Genomic DNA, 16,848 nt, shown 5'->3' with positions numbered 1-16,848 from the left:
TCCTTTGGTGATAAAGGTTTTCTAATGAGAAAAAATATTTTTTCAAAAAAATAAAAAAAAAACAGTGTAACATTTTAAAAAAGCTCGTCTCTAAAAGACAAATAAACCTTAAAACTTTAGAAATCATGAAAAAATTTACATTCCTTCTTATCATCATGTTATTTTTTGCAGCAGCATGTAATATATTTGGTCAGGAAAAAACATATCCATTTGAGGTAAAAAAAACCGGAAAGGGAAATCAGTCTTTAATTTTGATTCCCGGATTTGCTTCTTCTGGAGATGTATGGAATGAGACTACTGCAAAGTTTGAAAAAGATTTTACCTGTTATACTTTAACTATGGCAGGATTTGCAGGAGCAAAACCTGATGCTGATGCCAGCTTCAAAGATTGGGAAAAAGGAATTGCAGCTTATATAAAAACTCATAAAATTGAAAAACCCATTATCATTGGACATAGTATGGGAGGAGCCCTTGCCCTGGCTATCGCAGCAGATTATCCTGAACTCGTAGGTAAAATTGTTATTGTAGATACTTTACCTTGCCTGGCAGCAATCTCTAATCCTAACTTTAAGTCTAAAGAAAATAACGACTGCTCATCAACCATTAATAAATTGACCACTATGCCTGATGAAGATTTCCGTACAATGCAGACTCAATCTATCCCACGCCTTTTAGCAGATACTTCTATGCAGAGTACAGTGATTGACTGGAGCATGAAATCTGACAGAAAGACATTTGCTAAAATGTACTGTGATTTCTCTAATACCGACCTGAGGGAAACCATCAAAAATATACAATGTCCTTCTCTTATTCTTCTGGAATCTTATTTTGTATTTATGAAACCAGCGATTGAAGCACAATACGCAAATCTTAAAAATGCCAATTTTCAATATTCCACAAAAGGACTGCATTTCATTATGTACGATGATAAAGAGTGGTATTTTAACCAGTTAAACAACTTCTTATCCACAAAATAATGGTATTTGAAGATATTTACGAGCTCTACTGGCAAAAGATATTCCGTTTGTGTATGGGATATGTGAATGATACCGACCTTGCTCAGGATCTTGCCCAGGAAACATTCATTATCGTATGGCAGCAGCTTCCAAAGTTTAGAAATGAATCCAGTATCGGAACATGGATCTTCAGGATTGCTTCCAATAATTGTCTCCGGCAGATTGAAAAGGAAAAAAAATTTTCCAAAGCAGATCTCCCTATCAATCTGGAAGAAAAAAAACAGGAATCTATGGAACCCCAAATCCAACTGCTTTATCAGTTTATTTCAGAGCTGCCGGAAACAGACAGAATTATTATTTCTCTGGAACTGGAAGAAGTAAAGCAGGCAGAAATAGCTCAGATCACAGGCCTTTCGGAAGCCAATATCCGGGTAAAAATTCATAGGATCAAAGAAAAGTTAACACAAAAATTTAAACACAATGAATGCTAATATTGATTTTAAAAATATATGGAAACAACAGACTTCTCCAAAACCTAATATAGAGGAACTTCTTAATAGACTGAAAAAGTTTAAAAATGAAAACCTTCGCAAACTGATCCTCACCAATCTTCTATTGATTGCAACCAGCTTGTGTATTGCTTTTATATGGTATCGTTATCAACCTCAGCTTATCAGCACAAAAATCGGAATCGTACTTGTGATTCTGGCTATGGTTATCTTTTTATTGGCTTACAACCGACTATTGATGGTCTTTTATAAAATTGACAATACCCAATCCAACAGTGAATATCTCAATAATCTATATCTGGTAAAAAATAAGCAGAAGTTTATGCAAACCACCATGCTTAATCTGTATTTTGTGATGCTGTTTCTTGGAATATGCCTATATATGTACGAATATGCTTCGAAAATGTCATCTCTATCCGGAATTTTGGCGTATGTATTAACTTTCCTTTGGATAGCTTTCAACTGGTTTTATATCAGACCTAAAACAATAAAGAAACAACAAGGAAAAGTTGATGAATTAATTAATAAATTTGAAGAAATAAACAATCAGTTAAAGAACTCATGAATTCTGCCACCAATAAAAGCCACTGGGAAAATGTGTATGAAACTAAAAATCCTGACCAGGTAAGCTGGACCCAGGAAAAGCCTCAGACTTCTCTTGATTTTATTCATTCTTTCGGATTGGGAAAAGAAGCGAAAATCATTGATATTGGTGGTGGGGACAGTAATCTGGTTGATTTTCTCCTTGAAGAAGGCTATCAAAACATTACAGTATTAGACATTTCTTCCAAAGCTCTGGAAAAAGCAAAACAAAGATTGGGTGATAATGCTCACAAAGTGAAATGGATTGCTACAGATATTACTACTTTCGAACCTACAGAAACTTACGATATCTGGCATGACAGGGCAGCCTTTCACTTCTTAACAACTCCGGAACAGGTTTCTGCATATATTACTATTGCTGAGAAAAACATAAACAGCTTTATGGTCTTAGGAACATTCTCTAAAAATGGTCCTACCAAGTGTAGTGGGTTGGAAATTCAACAATATGATGAAGAATCGTTATCTGAAAAATTTGACATTGCTTTTGAAAGAATAAAATGCATTACTGAAGACCATATGACCCCTTTTGAGACTACTCAAAATTTTATTTTCTGCAGTTTTAGGAAGCACTGATCGTTATAGTTTTTTTATTTATTTTTGGTGAATAAAAACAACACTTAAATAAATAACTTTGAAAAAACTATTATTTCTGCTTATTACAGCAAGTTTATCTTCTAATTTTTATTCACAGAATGTAGAATTTTTAGAATGCGGAACTGATGAATTAATGAAAAAACATTATGCCAAGTTCCCGAACGAAAAAATCCAGGATGATGCCTTCAATCTGGAATTGTCAAAAATGATTAAAAGCGGCAAACTAGCCGCAAAGAATGGTCAGAATCAGATATACGAAATCCCCATTGTAGTGCATGTTGTAGGTGATGGAAGCCCAATAGGAAACGTTAATAACAAATCTGATGCAGATATTATTGCCTGGGTAAATTATACCAATGGTGTTTTTGCAGGAAATGCATCCAGTGGAATGGCTGCTACAAGTTCTGCCTTGCCTGTGAAATTCGTTTTTGCTAAAATAGATCCTAATTGTAATCCCACTAATGGAATCAATAGAATTGATGCCTCCGGTCTTCCAAAATATGTAAGTGGCGGAGTAAATGACGACAACACGACCAATGCAGTCCCTGCAACAGAAATTACTGCCATGGGGCAATGGGACACCAGCAAGTATTACAATATTTATGTTGTTAAAAAACTGACTTCAAACTCTGGAGGATTAAACGGGTATGCATATTATCCAGGTGGAAACAATGATTACTCTTTTATGGCAACCAGTGCTTCAGCAGTCAATGCACAGACATTGGCTCACGAGTTTGGCCATGCCCTGGGATTAAGACATACCCACGAAGGCTATAATGCTACCACAGGAAACTGCCCTGCCAATACCGACTGTACCTTGAATGGTGATCTGGTTTGTGATACTGAACCTATGAAAAGTCTTTATCACGCTTCTGTTCCCAGAAACTGCCAGACTGGGCAAATCAACCCATGTACCAGCCAGATATATGCTGGCGGAGAAAGAAATGTTATGTCTTATACGTATTGCTTTAGAGACTTGTTCACACAAGGGCAAACAGATCGTGCAACGGCACAACTTCTTCAATACAGACAATCGTTAATCAATTCTCCGGTAGCTTCCAATACAACCATCAATAACAATATATCCCTTACCAATGCTTGTACTCCAACCTCAATAAGCACTCCCGGAAACTATAATATCGGAATTACTGCTGTGAAGTTCGGAAGTATCAGTAATTACTCCAAGAATTACAAAACGGCTTCCAATAATTTCTATGAAGACTTTACAGGAAACTACTGTCTGGGAATTTCGAAAACCGAAATTTACAGCAATACTGCCACTACAATTACTGTTGCACCGGGAACAAGCAATAGTCATACGATAAAAGCCTATATTGATTATAATAATGATGGTCAGTTTAATGAAACTACAGAGCTGATTTTAAACCAAACCGGAGTCACTAATGGTTCATTGGCAACTGCTTCTGTAATTCCACCATCAAATGCTGTCCTTAATACTCCTTTAAGAATGAGGGTCATTGGTGATGCAGGTACTACCATTACATCATGCTATACTCCAAAATATGGCCAAGTGGAAGATTATTCCGTAACCATAGTACCACAGGCTTCATTATCTGTAAATGATATAACTTCAAAGAATAATTCATTCATCACCAAGGATGAAAATTCAATATATGTAAAAGGGGAATCAAAAATTGCGTCATTACATATCTATGATGCATCAGGAAAGCTATTGGTAAACAGAACAGACATCAATGCTTCTGAATTTAGATTTCCTATCAATCAAAAGAGTACCATCATCACAGTGAATGTAGTTCTAAAAGATGGAAAGGTACTGACTAAAAAATTACAATTTTAATTAACTGAAATAAACAAAAAAGAGAGCAACTAGCTCTCTTTTTTTATTTAATATAATCTTATTTAGATTCTTGTTCTTCTTCCATTTCTACTTCATGCCGAAGCTGGGCTTTGTATAGAGTAGCATAATATCCGTTTTTATCCAGAAGATCGAGATGCTTTCCTTCTTCTACAATTTTACCGTGCTCCATTACAATGATCTTATCTGCTTTTTCAATCGTAGAAAGCCTGTGGGCAATAATGATAGAGGTCCTGTTTTTAGTAATTTTTTCTGTAGCTTTCTGAATCAGTTTTTCACTTTCGTGGTCAATGGAGGAAGTGGCTTCATCCAGAATCAGAATTTTAGGATCAGATAAATAAGCTCTCAGGAATGACAATAATTGTCTCTGACCTAAAGAAATTGATGAACCCCTTTCACTCACTACGTAATCATATCCTCCTGGAAGCTGTTCGATAAACTGATCTACTTCAATTTCTTTAGCCCCTGCTTTTATTTTTTCAAGAGTAATACTATCATCACCAAAAGAAAGGTTTTCAAAAATACTTCCGTGGAAAAGGAATACATCCTGCAATACCACTCCGATATGACTTCTGAGGTTATAAAGCTCATAGTCCTTTAAATCTATATCATCAATAAGGATATTACCGGAATTAATATCATATAATCTTGTAATCAAACTGATAATGGTAGACTTCCCTGCCCCTGTTGCTCCCACAATAGCAACCGTTTCGCCAGGATTCACCTTAAAATCAATGCCTTTAAGCACTTCCTGCTTTTCATCATAAGCAAAATGTACTTTCTGGAATTCAATTTTACCGGCAAAGTGATCTTTCTTCACAGTTCCTGTATTGGTCATCGAATTATCTTCATCCATTAATCCCAATACTCTTTCCGCTCCCACAATCCCTCTCTGGATATTATTGAAACGGTCAGCAATCTGCCTTAAAGGGCGAATCAACATGGAGATATACTGAATAAAAGCAATGACCACCCCGGCGCTGATCGTAATATATCCTCCATAAAACAGGATAAATCCTATAAATAATGAAGAAATAAGCTCTACCACCGGAAAGAACAATGAAAAGATGAAAACGGTTCTCAATAATGCTCCTTTCAGGGTAATATTGATATCATCAAATTTTTTAAATTCGGATTCCTGCCTGTTGAATACCTGAATGATCGACATTCCTGCCAGCCTTTCCTGTACAAAAGAGTTTTGGGTAGATGTCCAGTTTCTTTCGTCGCCAAAAGCTTTTTTAAGCCTTTTTTGAAAAAATCTTGTAATAACTACCATTAAAGGCAGTATCGCCAAAGTAATATAACTCAAATGAACATTGGTACTGAACATCATCACCAGCACAAACACGATTCTCAGAATATCCCCGAAAACCATCAGAAATCCGTCAGTATACACTGTTGCAATGGTTTCCACATCCCCTACAGCACGGGTCACCAACTGACCGATTGGAGTTTTATCAAAAAATGATGTTTTAAAATAGATCAGTTTGGAGTATAGTCTTTCACGAATATCACGAATGACATTCTGTGAGATAAAGTTTGAAAAATAAACCAGAAAGAAGTTTAAAACGGTTTCTGCAAACACCAGCCCTACAAGGATATAGATATGTTTCATCATCAAAGCCTTATCCTGAAGCTTGGTGATATCATTATCCACAACCTGCATGGTAAGGTATGGTCTGTAAGTAGAAACTATTGAAAGTATGATGGAGATTACTAAAGTAAGGATGAACCAGGAACGAAACTTCATTCCAATAAAGAACAGCCTTTTTACAATTCCCCAGGTATCTTGTTTTTTCATTATACGAATTGAAGAAAAGAATTAAAATTCTCTGCAAAAATAAGACATTATAAGTTGTTAGCCTTTACAACTTCAACAAATCGTTATAGAAAATATAAGATACCTATCATTTACAGAATGAATATCTTTCGCAGCTACCTTCATTTTTATCGAGTCTGTCGAAAGGTTTATTTTAATTCTGTTATTCTTCCGAACCCTTACCGATCTGTTGAATTTCTATAGAGGGCTTTTGCAGATTCTCTTTCTTATATTTTCTTTCAAGAAGCAGATAAACGCCCCAAACTGCAAGAAGAGAGATTAGCCAACCAATAAGATTAGGGGCAGAAAAACCTGTATAACTTACATTATTCACAGCCTCCGGATCAGTGGAAGCTAAATAAACACCGTAAGACATTCCTAAAATAATCTGGGTTCCCAGGTAAACTCCTATAGCCAGAAGCCCCAGATGCCATTTTACTTTTCCAAATTTTTCTGCTAGGCCTGCATAATATCGGTAAGCACCAATGAGAATAAAAATTGATAACATGATGATAGTTTTTTAGTTTTTTATTTAAAAGTCGTAGCCTACATCCACAAGATACAATCCATGGGCCGGAGCAGAGGTTCCGGCAGCATTACGATTTTTATCTTCAATGACCCTGCGTAAATCTTCAGGTTTTAGTTTTCCTGTACCAATCTCCACCATTGTCCCTACAATGGCACGAACCATATTTCTCAGGAAACGGTTGGCAGAAACCGTAAATTTCAGTTCTGCTCCATTTTGTTCCCATTTTGCAAGATACATTTTGCAGATATTCGTTTTATTATCCGTTTTCAATTTCGCAAAACTGGTAAAATCCTCATATTCAAAAAGGATCTTACAGGCTTCGTTCATTTTATCAATATCTAATGATCTTTTCCAGTGCTGCCAGGCAGATTCCTGGGTAAACGGATTTTTTCCAACGAAATATAATATTCGTAGGTCCTGTAGGTTGCATCAAAGCGGGCATGAAAGTCATCCTTCACCTTGAAAATTCTATCAATGGAAATATCAGGTGGGAGAAAACTGTTCAGCCTTCGTGGGAGCTCGGGACTCAACTCCTGCTCCGTATCAAAATGAGCAAATATTTTTTTAGCATGAACACCGGTATCTGTCCTTCCGGCTCCTGTGGTTTTAATTTCTTCTCTTAAAATGGTGGAAAGTGCTTTTTCCAATTCTTCCTGCACGGAAATAGCGTCGGGCTGTATCTGATAGCCAAAATAATTCTTTCCGTTGTAAGAAAATTCTATAAAGTATCTCAATGTATTGTAATAACTCCACAAAAATACTTTAATTTAACGAAATATTTGTTGAAAAGTCTTTGAGAATATTACTCTAATGCTTATGAAAATTCCTATTTTTGCAATCGTATGAAAAGATGGTACCTTTATCCTTTTTCCCTTGCTTATCATATGGTAACGGGTATCCGAAACACAATGTATGATTTGGGGATTTTTAAGTCGACAAAATTTAAGACACCGATAATCAATGTCGGGAATCTTTCTGTGGGCGGAAGCGGAAAATCACCAATGGTGATGTATCTCGCTCAATATTTATCCAAACATTACAGAACCGGAGTCCTTTCACGAGGCTACGGAAGGTTAACCAAAGGCTACGAGGTTACGAATTATGAAAGCAACTACAAGATTGTAGGGGATGAAGCCATGCAGCTTTTTGAACGTTTTAAAAACCGTTTTGTTATCGCTGTTTCCGAAGAACGTGTTCCTGGCGCTAAAAAAGTGATCGAAGATATGGATCTTGGCGTGCTGATATTGGATGATGCCATGCAGCATCGTGCTATCAAAGCGGGATTCAATATTCTGATGACCGATTTTAATGAGCCGTTTTTTAAAGACTATCTTCTTCCTGCCGGAGATCTTAGAGAATCCAGAGCGGGCTCAAAGAGAGCAGATATCATTATGGTCAGCAAATGCCCTGATGAACTGACGGAGGAAACCAAAAGATATTATATTTCAAGGATCAGACCTTCTTACAACCAAAAAGTATTCTTTTCATCCATTGGTTATGATGAAAATGTATATGGAAAGGATAAAATGCTTCCGGATAACAATCTGAACTATTACGACATTTTACTGATTACCGGAATTGCCAATCCAAAACCATTATTGGAACATCTGGCAAAATTCTCAAAAAGGGTTACCCATCTGAAATTTAGAGATCATCATAATTTCACGGATGATGATATTAAAAAAATCCTTGCAGAGTATAAAAAATTGGGAGAATATAAACTGATATTAACCACAGAGAAGGATTACGTTCGTCTAAAAACTTTTGACTATCTTAGAGAAATTGTTTACTACTGGCCTATCAATGTCATTATTGATAAAAAGGAAGAATTCAATCAAATCATCTTAGATTATGTTAGAAAAAATTAAAGAGACAGCTGATTTCATCAGAAATATCATTCAGGATACTCCTGATTTTGCTGTTGTTTTAGGATCCGGACTTGGAAAACTGCAGAATGAAGTAGAACCGATCCATGTTTTAGAGTACAAAGATATTCCTCATTTTCCACAGACCACAGTGGTAGGACATACCGGAAAACTTATCTATGGAATATTAGAAGGGAAAAAAGTGTTGATGATGAGTGGCCGCTTTCATTACTATGAAGGACATTCTATGGAAACGGTGACCTTTCCTGTAAGAGTTTTTCATCTATTAGGCATTAAAAATCTTATTCTTTCCAATGCTTGTGGTGGAGTAAATCCAGCTTACAGCATTGCAGATATCGTTATTTTAAAAGATCATATCAATATGATGCCTGAACATCCGCTTCGAGGCCAAAATATTGATGAGCTTGGACCACGATTTGTGGATATGAGTGAGCCTTACAGCAAAAAAATGATTGCTGTGGCGGAACAAACTGCTGCAGATAACAATATTAAAGCCCATCAGGGAATCTACGTTGCCCTTCAGGGGCCCACTTTTGAAACTCCTGCTGAATATGGAATGATTAAAGCCATTGGCGGAGATATGGTAGGAATGAGTACCGTGCCAGAGGTCATTGTTGCCAGACACATGGGAATGGATGTATTCTGCATGTCTGTTATTACAGATCTTGGCGGACCGGATATTGCTTTTGCTGTTTCTCATGAAGAAGTTTTAAATGCAGCAAATAAAGCAATGCCGAATGTAATTACCATAGTGAAAGGCTTGATTAAAAACTATCACTAGAGACCACTGTGTCAATCTAAAAAAATATAGCTTACTCTCAGAGGTAATTTATCCTCATCAATATCTATACAAGATCCATAGAAATTGTCAATAATATAAATTTTTCCCATTTCATAAAAAAAACAATCCTGAATTGGCATTCATTGCTTAGTTTTGTGTAAATGAAATTGTAGAATGAGAAAGTTGTTATTAATTTTTATGGTAGGTTTGTTCGGCTTAAGCTATGCACAGAAAACGCCTACTATTCTTAAGACCGGATTTTCCAAAGAAGCCTTACAGCAAAAACTGGAAGATGAGGATGGAAAAACCATTACCATTCAGGAAATTCTTGATCAGCATAAAGGAAAAGTTTTAGTGATTGATTTTTGGGCAGGATGGTGCAGAGATTGTCTTCAGGCACTTCCAAAAGCCGAAATATTAGAAAAAAACAATCCTAATGTTGACTTTGTTTTCCTATCACTGGAAAGATCTAAAGAAGGATTTGACAAGAGTCTTGTAAGATTCAATATGAAAGATAAAGATAATTACTGGTTTGCATCAGGCTGGAAAAATGATTTCAATAATTATGTAGATCTGAACTGGATTCCCAGATATATGATTATTGATCAGAAATCAGCGATTGCAAAATATTATGCGATTTCTCCGGAAGATCCAGAAATCCAACAGACCATTGATAATCTTTTAAAATAATTTTAAAACATCAAAAACCTTGAAGTTTAAACACTCTACTTTTTTATGGAGTGTTTAAACTTCACTTATTTTTTACACCATGACTACAAGAGAAGCTACAGCACAAGATTTAGAAATCCTTTTAACCTTTGAACAGGGAATTGTTTCAGCGGAAAGACCTTTCAACAGTACATTAATTGATGGCGAAATTCATTATTACGATCTGAATGAATTCATACAATCACCTGATGCCACATTAATTGTTGTAGAAAACGATGACGAAATTATTGCTTCAGGGTATGCCCTGATCAAAAAATCAGAGAAAGATTATAATCAATTTAAAAGCTATGCGTACTTAGGCTTTATGTATGTAAAACCAGAATACAGAGGGAAAGGCATCAATAAAATAATTACTGATGAACTTATCAACTGGTCAAAATCCAAAGGAATTTCAGAAATAAGACTGGATGTTTACGCTGAAAATGCATCTGCTGTAAAAGCGTATGAAAAAGCTGGTTTCGAACCTCATCTTCTTACGATGAGACTGAAGCCGTAAAATGCGGGAGGCGGGAAGATGGAGGCAGGAAGTAATTGGAGCCTTATAGACTATTTGTTTTCTTTTTAATTACTTTTCAGTCAATTGACAGAAAGTTGTCTTATGGTCCTCGTTAACTTCCCTCTTCCAGCTTCCTTTCCATAAATACTTCACCATCAATACAGGAATCCATATCTTTGTGATATGGATTTTTCTTTGCCGCTTCGTAAAATTATTCACGTGGATATGGACGCATTTTATGCTTCTGTAGAGCAGCATGACAATCCTTCACTGAAAGGGAAACCTATTGCAGTGGGAGGCCAGCACCGTGGTGTAGTGGCAGCAGCAAGCTATGAAGCCAGAAAATATGGAGTTCGTTCCGCCATGCCTAGTAAAACGGCAAAGGAAAAATGTCCTGACCTGATATTTGTACCTCCTAGATTTACTCGATATAAAGAAATTTCGAAGATGATCCGTGAGATCTTCTATGAATATACCGATCTTGTGGAACCACTTTCCCTGGATGAAGCTTACCTGGATGTCACCGAAAATAAAAAAGAAATAGAATCTGCCAACCAGATCGCCAGAGAAATTCGTCAGAAAATATTTGAGAAGACAGGTTTAACGGCTTCTGCAGGAATTTCTGTGAATAAATTCCTGGCCAAAGTAGCTTCTGACATTAATAAACCTAATGGTCAGAAAACCATTCATCCAGATAAAGTGGAAGGTTTTCTGGAAGAATTACCTGTGGAAAAATTTTATGGTGTAGGAAAGGTTACCGCTAACAAAATGTTTAGTTTAGGCATTTATAAAGGAAAAGATTTAAAGAAAAGACCTTTGGAAGACCTGGTAAGAATCTTTGGAAAATCAGGAAAGCATTATTACAATGTCGTTCGTGGTATTCATACTTCTGAAGTAAAACCTCACCGGATTCAGAAAAGTGTGGCAGTGGAAAGAACTTTTTTTGAAGATCTTTTTGATGAACAGCAGATCAATGAAAAGCTGGAAAGCCTGAGTCAGGAACTTCATCAACGTTTACAAAAAAACAATATTCTAGGACGAACTTTAACCTTAAAAATTAAGTATAAAGATTTTTCTCTTTTTACCAGAAGTATAACCAGAGAAGAATACTTCACATCTCCTGAAGAGTATTTTACTACTGGGAAAAAACTCTGGGAACTTCGCCCTTTTGATAAAGCAGTCCGTTTACTTGGATTGTCACTTTCTCAACTGAATACGGAAGAAAAAAAACTGGTTTCCGTTCAACTAAAAATTCCGTTTAAAGAATTCGAAAATTAACAGGTTATATTTTTTTTGCTAACTTGTATACACCAAATAAGCAAAATTATATGAACCCAACAATGATTCAGTTTTTCCACTGGTACTCTGAAGGTGATGGAAAGCTATGGAAAGAAGCTGAGAAACAGTCTAAATATCTAGCTAAGCTGGGAATAACTTCTGTCTGGTTTCCGCCTGCCTATAAAGGGACAAATGGCGGATATTCGGTAGGATATGACTCCTATGATCTTTATGATCTTGGAGAGTTTGATCAGAAAGGAACTATCCCAACCAAATATGGCACTAAAAAGGAATATTTAAAAGCGATCAAAGCTTTAAAAAAACAAAATATTGAAGTCATTGTAGACATTGTATTGGGACACAAAGCAGGTGGTGATGAACTAGAAAAATTCAATGTTGTAAAAGTGGATGAAGACAACAGGGAAAAAGTAATCTCAGATACATTTGAAATAGAATCCTATACAAAATTCACTTTTCCCGGAAGAGAAAAAAGATATTCAGATTTTGAATGGAATTTCACATGTTTCAGCGGTGTAGATTATGCAGAAGGTATGGAGTCTCATATTTATAAAATACAGTCTGAATATGGTGACAACTGGGAAGAGATGATCCATGATGAAAAGGGGAATTATGATTATCTCATGTATAATGACATTGAGCACAGAAATCCTTTTGTGAGAGAAGAACTCAACAATTGGGCAAAGTGGTATTTTGACGAAACAGATTTTGATGGCGTCCGTCTTGATGCCTTAAAGCATATTTCCTTTGATTTTTATAAAGAATGGCTTACTCTACTTCGCTCCAACACTGGAAAAAATATTTTTGCCGTAGGGGAATACTGGGCTCCGGGATATCTTCATCTGCTTCAAAAATATATTGAAGTAACTGAAGGCTGCATGAGTCTTTTTGACAGTTCATTACAGAATAATTTTCATAATGCATCCAAAGAAGGTGCTTCCTATGATCTCAGAAAAATCTTTGATGAAACACTCACCCAGACAGATCCTTTGCATTCCGTAAGCCTGGTGGCTAATCATGACACACAGCCTCTTCAGGACCTGGAAGCTCCTGTTGAATCATGGTTTAAGCCTATTGCTTATGCTTTGATCTTATTGCGAAAAGATGGTTATCCATGTGTTTTTTATCCGGACTTGTATGGTGCACATTATATCGACAAAGACAGAGCAGGAAATGATCAGGAAATCTTTATACCGAAAATAGATGGTATTGAAGAGCTTCTGAAAGCCAGAAAGGAGTATGCTTATGGGGAACAACGGGACTATTTTGAAGATGCCAATTGTATTGGATGGATCCGTGAAGGAGATGACCATCATACAGGCTGTGCTGTAGTGCTGAGTAATAAAGATTCTTACAACAAACCAATGGAAATGGGAAAACGTTATGCCGGTAAAAAATTTAAAGACCTTTTGAAAAGATTTAAAAATAAAGTAACCATTGATGAAAATGGTTGGGGAGATTTTCCTGTACCTGCCGGAAATGTAAGCGTTTGGATTTCAGAATAAATAAAAAAGCGTACTTCATTAAAAAGTACGCTTTATATTTTATATTTAGGTATTAGCATTTGATACCTCTACAACTCCATAGATCAGGAGCCCACTCACAACAGAAATTATCTTCGTTATAAAAGCAGCAGGTATTGCCTCTGATGATGATTCCGCCATTTACATTTTTAAGTTCCTGACGATCCATTTTTCGTGCACTGAAAGATTTCTTGATTTTCATAATTATTATTTTTTTGAATTTGTAACTCAAATATAAACAATATATTACAATTATTATTCAATATAATCTACCAACACCTTAATATCATCTACCTAATAATCAAATCATAAACAGCAGGAAATAGAATCGTTGAAATATTAAATTCTATGGTTCAATTAAACCTCAACTTTTCTGAGTTCCAGAATTTCTGGACGTTCTGACGAGTCGGATATGTGTCCTGTTCTTGCAAATTCTGCCCAAAGTGCTCTTAGTTTCTTTCCATTGTCGTGAATACGCTCCCAAGGGATATTTTTCAGTAGTTCAGAAGATTTCCAGGCAGATTCATTTCCAAAAATAAGTGGAAGATCAATACAGTGCGGTGCTCCAATATGATTATCTTCTAATCTGGAATACATCCTGAATAGATAAACATTTCCACCGCCTCTGGCATAATTTTCTGCAAATTGTCTGGCCGGAGCACCATAGATCATGTCTGTCGTTTTTTCAACGGTTTTATCCAAGATCTTTAATCCCAATCCTTTCCCTAAATATTTATTTAAAGCTTCTGAAGTTTTGAGATAAAATGCAGTCTCATCATTATTCAAGCCAATCAGAACATCATATTTTTTAGCATTTTCACGCCATTTCTCAACGGACTCTTCTTCTTTGCATAATGGCTGATATCCATATTGGGTCCCAAAAGGCATTGCTGCTTTCAAACCATATTTTATAACAGATGGAACAAACTTTCCGTACTCTTCCATCATTTTATAAACATCTGTCTCATCTTTAATCTCTTCTGTCTTCTTTAAAAATTCAGCAGACATTTTCTGTCTTTTATGCCGTAATCCCAAAGGCGCACTCTGAATAATTACCCGTTGAAATAAATCATCGGCTCCTTCTGATATCATCAGATGTGCTATTGCATCTCCTCCTGAAGACTGCCCAAACAGGGTAACATTTTCCGGATCTCCGCCAAAGTCTGCAATATTACTTTTGATCCATTTTAACGCTTCAATTATATCCAACAGACCTAGATTAGGAGGTCTTTTTTCATCCCCGCCTAAAAAACCAAAGAGCCCCAAGCGATAGGAAACTGTCACCACAATGATATTTTGTTCTTTTACCCATTCTGCAGGATCAGCGGTAGGCAGATCTCCGCACCCAATCTCATGAGAACCGCCATGGATCCAGACGATCACAGCAAGTTTTCCGTTTTCAAGGAATTTATCAGGACGAATTACTGAAAGATATTGGGTAGATTCTTCAGGTTCAAATTCTTCAACCGGTGTTGTTCCTATCATTTTTTCCACAAGCGGACTAAGTTTCTGTGGGCAAACCGGAACTTTATATTCAAGCCTGCTATCAAAAATAAAATGCTCAACCGGAACGGGTTTTTGAAACCTTTTGGAACGGGCATAACGAATACTTTTAGCTCTTATTACTCCCTCTTGCTTCCATCCAGTAATAATGCCAAAACGCGTATTGAATATATGGGTTTCTTTCTGTGGTGATTTCATTTTGAAATGGTGAATGCTTTTACCCTTAAAGATAACCTTGTTTTTCGAAAAAAGAAAATTTATACAGCTAATTAAAACTCAAGATATTAATACAAACACAAAATATTATAATGATATTTCTAATGTGATCTTATATCAATTCAGCGTTTTGTATTGACTTGGAGAAATTCCTACTTTCGTTTTGAATAATCGTGTAAAGTGCTGTGGGTATTTAAAGCCTAAATCATAAGAAATTTCACTGATCGATTTTCCTTGATCCAGTATCTGTTCTTTGGCTATATCTATGAGTTTATTGTGGATCAATTCCTGGGGAGAAATTCCTAATTCTTTTTTTATAAGGTCTCCAAAATAATTTGCTGAAAGGTTCAGTTTTTCTGCAAAGTAATTTACCATAGGAAAACCTATATTTTTTGGATGATCTGATTTTAAATACTCATCAACAAGGTTTTCAAATTTCCCGATCAGTCCCTGATTGATATGGTCTCTGGTAATAAACTGACGGTCATAAAAACGCATGCAGTAATTTAGAAACAGTTCAATATTATTTACAATTAATGATTTACTGTGTTTATCTATTGACTGGCCAAGTTCATGCTTTATATTTTTAAAGCAGTCCAGGATAATCTCTCTTTCTTTTTCCGAAAGGTGTAATGCTTCATGCACATCATAGGAAAAGAAATTATAATCTTTTATATTTTTTCCAAGATTGGTTCCTTTTAAAAGGTCAGGATGAAAAATTAAAGCAAAGCCTGCCGGCTGAATAGATTTCTCTCTATTATAAATCCCGTATGTCTGACCTGGGGCAATGAAAACCAATGTCCCTTCCTGATAGTCGTAACTATGTTTTCCATACTGCATGTCTCCACACATCACATCTTTCAGGAAAACGGTATAAAAGCCAAATTTTCTTCTATATTGACAAATGGGATCTGATTTGGAGAAATCAATCACACTTACCAACGGGTGTAGTGTTTCATGATTTGCCATTTTATTATACTCCGAGACTGTATTATAGATCTCAATCTCCTGATTTTCCATGAAGTCTATTTTTTTCACAATTCAAAATTACCAATTTCTGATATAATAGATATCGTGTCTGTAAAATTGGTAAGTAATCCCGTAATCTGTATAAGTCAGATGTACAGAAAAGTTTCGACTTTTGTACCGTTATGGAAACTTTTAATACAAACATTTTTCCGAAGGGAGAGAAAGCTCCAACGGACTATTTCTCAGGAGGAACTGCCTGGGTTCAAATCCTTAAACCTAATGAAAATCAGCTGAATTGTCAGATCGGAAATGTTACTTTTGAACCAGGATGCAGAAACAACTGGCATTTTCATGGGGGCGGACAAATTTTAATCGTAACTTCAGGAATCGGTTTTTATCAGGAAAAGGGAAAATCTGCACAAATTTTACACCCCGGAGACATCGTAAATATATTACCCAATGTAATCCACTGGCATGGGGCTGCACCTGATAGTGAATTCACGCACATCGCCATTAATACCAACACGCAAAACGGTATTGTGGAATGGCTGAATCCGGTAACAGATGAAGAGTATCATAATCTATAATACCAACGTATCAAT

The 16,848-nt window shown here is 36.0% G+C and carries 17 protein-coding genes and 1 pseudogene; 12 read left to right on the top strand and 6 right to left on the bottom strand.

The window, feature by feature from the left end; translation table 11 throughout:
- The first annotated feature begins 125 nt into the window (after positions 1–125).
- From H5J24_RS01315 to H5J24_RS01295, 5 genes are read left to right on the top strand one after another with little or no spacing between them, the layout of a single operon-like run.
- Positions 126–977, top strand: coding sequence for an alpha/beta fold hydrolase (locus H5J24_RS01315; protein WP_068945209.1), 852 nt, complete (start codon positions 126–128; stop codon positions 975–977).
- Positions 977–1,447, top strand: a complete 471-nt coding sequence (locus H5J24_RS01310) for an RNA polymerase sigma factor (protein WP_068944740.1) — start codon at positions 977–979, stop codon at positions 1,445–1,447. The genes H5J24_RS01315 and H5J24_RS01310 overlap by 1 nt, the downstream gene beginning before the upstream one ends.
- Positions 1,437–2,030, top strand: coding sequence for a hypothetical protein (locus H5J24_RS01305; RefSeq protein ID WP_068944741.1), 594 nt, complete (start codon positions 1,437–1,439; stop codon positions 2,028–2,030). The genes H5J24_RS01310 and H5J24_RS01305 overlap by 11 nt, the downstream gene beginning before the upstream one ends.
- The gene (locus H5J24_RS01300; protein ID WP_068944742.1) at positions 2,027–2,641 is read left to right on the top strand and encodes a class I SAM-dependent methyltransferase; all 615 of its coding nucleotides are present in this window, start codon (positions 2,027–2,029) and stop codon (positions 2,639–2,641) included. The genes H5J24_RS01305 and H5J24_RS01300 overlap by 4 nt, the downstream gene beginning before the upstream one ends.
- A gap of 58 nt (positions 2,642–2,699) precedes the next feature.
- A complete protein-coding gene (locus H5J24_RS01295) occupies positions 2,700–4,481 on the top strand; it encodes a GEVED domain-containing protein (protein WP_068944743.1) in 1,782 nt (593 codons plus the stop codon).
- 58 nt (positions 4,482–4,539) lie between these two features.
- Here the strand turns inward: H5J24_RS01295 and H5J24_RS01290 are convergent, their stop codons facing one another.
- From H5J24_RS01290 to truA, 3 genes and pseudogenes are all read right to left on the bottom strand, one after another.
- Complete coding sequence (locus tag H5J24_RS01290) at positions 4,540–6,300, bottom strand: ABC transporter ATP-binding protein (RefSeq protein ID WP_068944744.1); 1,761 nt, start codon at positions 6,298–6,300, stop codon at positions 4,540–4,542.
- A 181-nt stretch (positions 6,301–6,481) separates the two neighbouring features.
- Positions 6,482–6,826 (bottom strand): hypothetical protein, encoded by a 345-nt coding sequence (locus H5J24_RS01285; protein ID WP_068944745.1) that lies wholly within the window; start codon positions 6,824–6,826, stop codon positions 6,482–6,484.
- A 24-nt stretch (positions 6,827–6,850) separates the two neighbouring features.
- Positions 6,851–7,581: pseudogene (gene truA / locus H5J24_RS01280) on the bottom strand (tRNA pseudouridine(38-40) synthase TruA).
- 108 nt (positions 7,582–7,689) lie between these two features.
- Between truA and lpxK the strand changes: the two are divergent.
- The 6 genes from lpxK to H5J24_RS01250 all read left to right on the top strand — a co-directional run bounded on the left by lpxK (position 7,690) and on the right by H5J24_RS01250 (position 13,540).
- Positions 7,690–8,715: a tetraacyldisaccharide 4'-kinase gene (lpxK, locus tag H5J24_RS01275; RefSeq protein WP_068944747.1), complete on the top strand. Its 1,026-nt coding sequence runs from the start codon at positions 7,690–7,692 to the stop codon at positions 8,713–8,715.
- Positions 8,699–9,514 (top strand): purine-nucleoside phosphorylase, encoded by an 816-nt coding sequence (locus H5J24_RS01270; RefSeq protein WP_068944748.1) that lies wholly within the window; start codon positions 8,699–8,701, stop codon positions 9,512–9,514. The genes lpxK and H5J24_RS01270 overlap by 17 nt, the downstream gene beginning before the upstream one ends.
- A 174-nt stretch (positions 9,515–9,688) precedes the next feature.
- Positions 9,689–10,204 (top strand): TlpA family protein disulfide reductase, encoded by a 516-nt coding sequence (locus H5J24_RS01265; RefSeq protein WP_068944749.1) that lies wholly within the window; start codon positions 9,689–9,691, stop codon positions 10,202–10,204.
- A 79-nt stretch (positions 10,205–10,283) separates the two neighbouring features.
- A complete protein-coding gene (locus H5J24_RS01260; protein WP_068944750.1) occupies positions 10,284–10,739 on the top strand; it encodes a GNAT family N-acetyltransferase in 456 nt (151 codons plus the stop codon).
- A gap of 183 nt (positions 10,740–10,922) precedes the next feature.
- A complete protein-coding gene (gene dinB, locus H5J24_RS01255) occupies positions 10,923–12,017 on the top strand; it encodes a DNA polymerase IV (protein ID WP_068944751.1) in 1,095 nt (364 codons plus the stop codon).
- A gap of 50 nt (positions 12,018–12,067) precedes the next feature.
- Entirely contained in the window at positions 12,068–13,540 is a 1,473-nt protein-coding gene (locus H5J24_RS01250) for an alpha-amylase (RefSeq protein WP_068944752.1), read from the top strand.
- Between the two features lie 52 nt (positions 13,541–13,592).
- On the opposite strand, the gene H5J24_RS01245 is transcribed toward H5J24_RS01250, so the two are convergent.
- From H5J24_RS01245 to H5J24_RS01235, 3 genes are all read right to left on the bottom strand, one after another.
- Entirely contained in the window at positions 13,593–13,760 is a 168-nt protein-coding gene (locus H5J24_RS01245) for a hypothetical protein (RefSeq protein WP_167387037.1), read from the bottom strand.
- Between the two features lie 155 nt (positions 13,761–13,915).
- The gene (locus H5J24_RS01240; protein WP_082811284.1) at positions 13,916–15,259 is read right to left on the bottom strand and encodes a carboxylesterase family protein; all 1,344 of its coding nucleotides are present in this window, start codon (positions 15,257–15,259) and stop codon (positions 13,916–13,918) included.
- A 135-nt stretch (positions 15,260–15,394) separates the two neighbouring features.
- Entirely contained in the window at positions 15,395–16,297 is a 903-nt protein-coding gene (locus tag H5J24_RS01235) for a helix-turn-helix domain-containing protein (RefSeq protein ID WP_068944753.1), read from the bottom strand.
- 131 nt (positions 16,298–16,428) lie between these two features.
- Between H5J24_RS01235 and H5J24_RS01230 the strand changes: the two genes are divergently transcribed.
- Complete coding sequence (locus tag H5J24_RS01230) at positions 16,429–16,833, top strand: cupin domain-containing protein (protein WP_068944754.1); 405 nt, start codon at positions 16,429–16,431, stop codon at positions 16,831–16,833.
- Positions 16,834–16,848 lie beyond the last annotated feature (15 nt).

Origin of the sequence: Chryseobacterium capnotolerans, assembly GCF_021278965.1 — a bacterium.
In the GTDB taxonomy this organism is placed as follows: Bacteria; Bacteroidota; Bacteroidia; order Flavobacteriales; family Weeksellaceae; genus Chryseobacterium; species Chryseobacterium capnotolerans.
The sequence above is the reverse complement of the archived record's forward strand: the minus strand, read 5'-3'. Positions and strand labels throughout refer to the sequence as shown.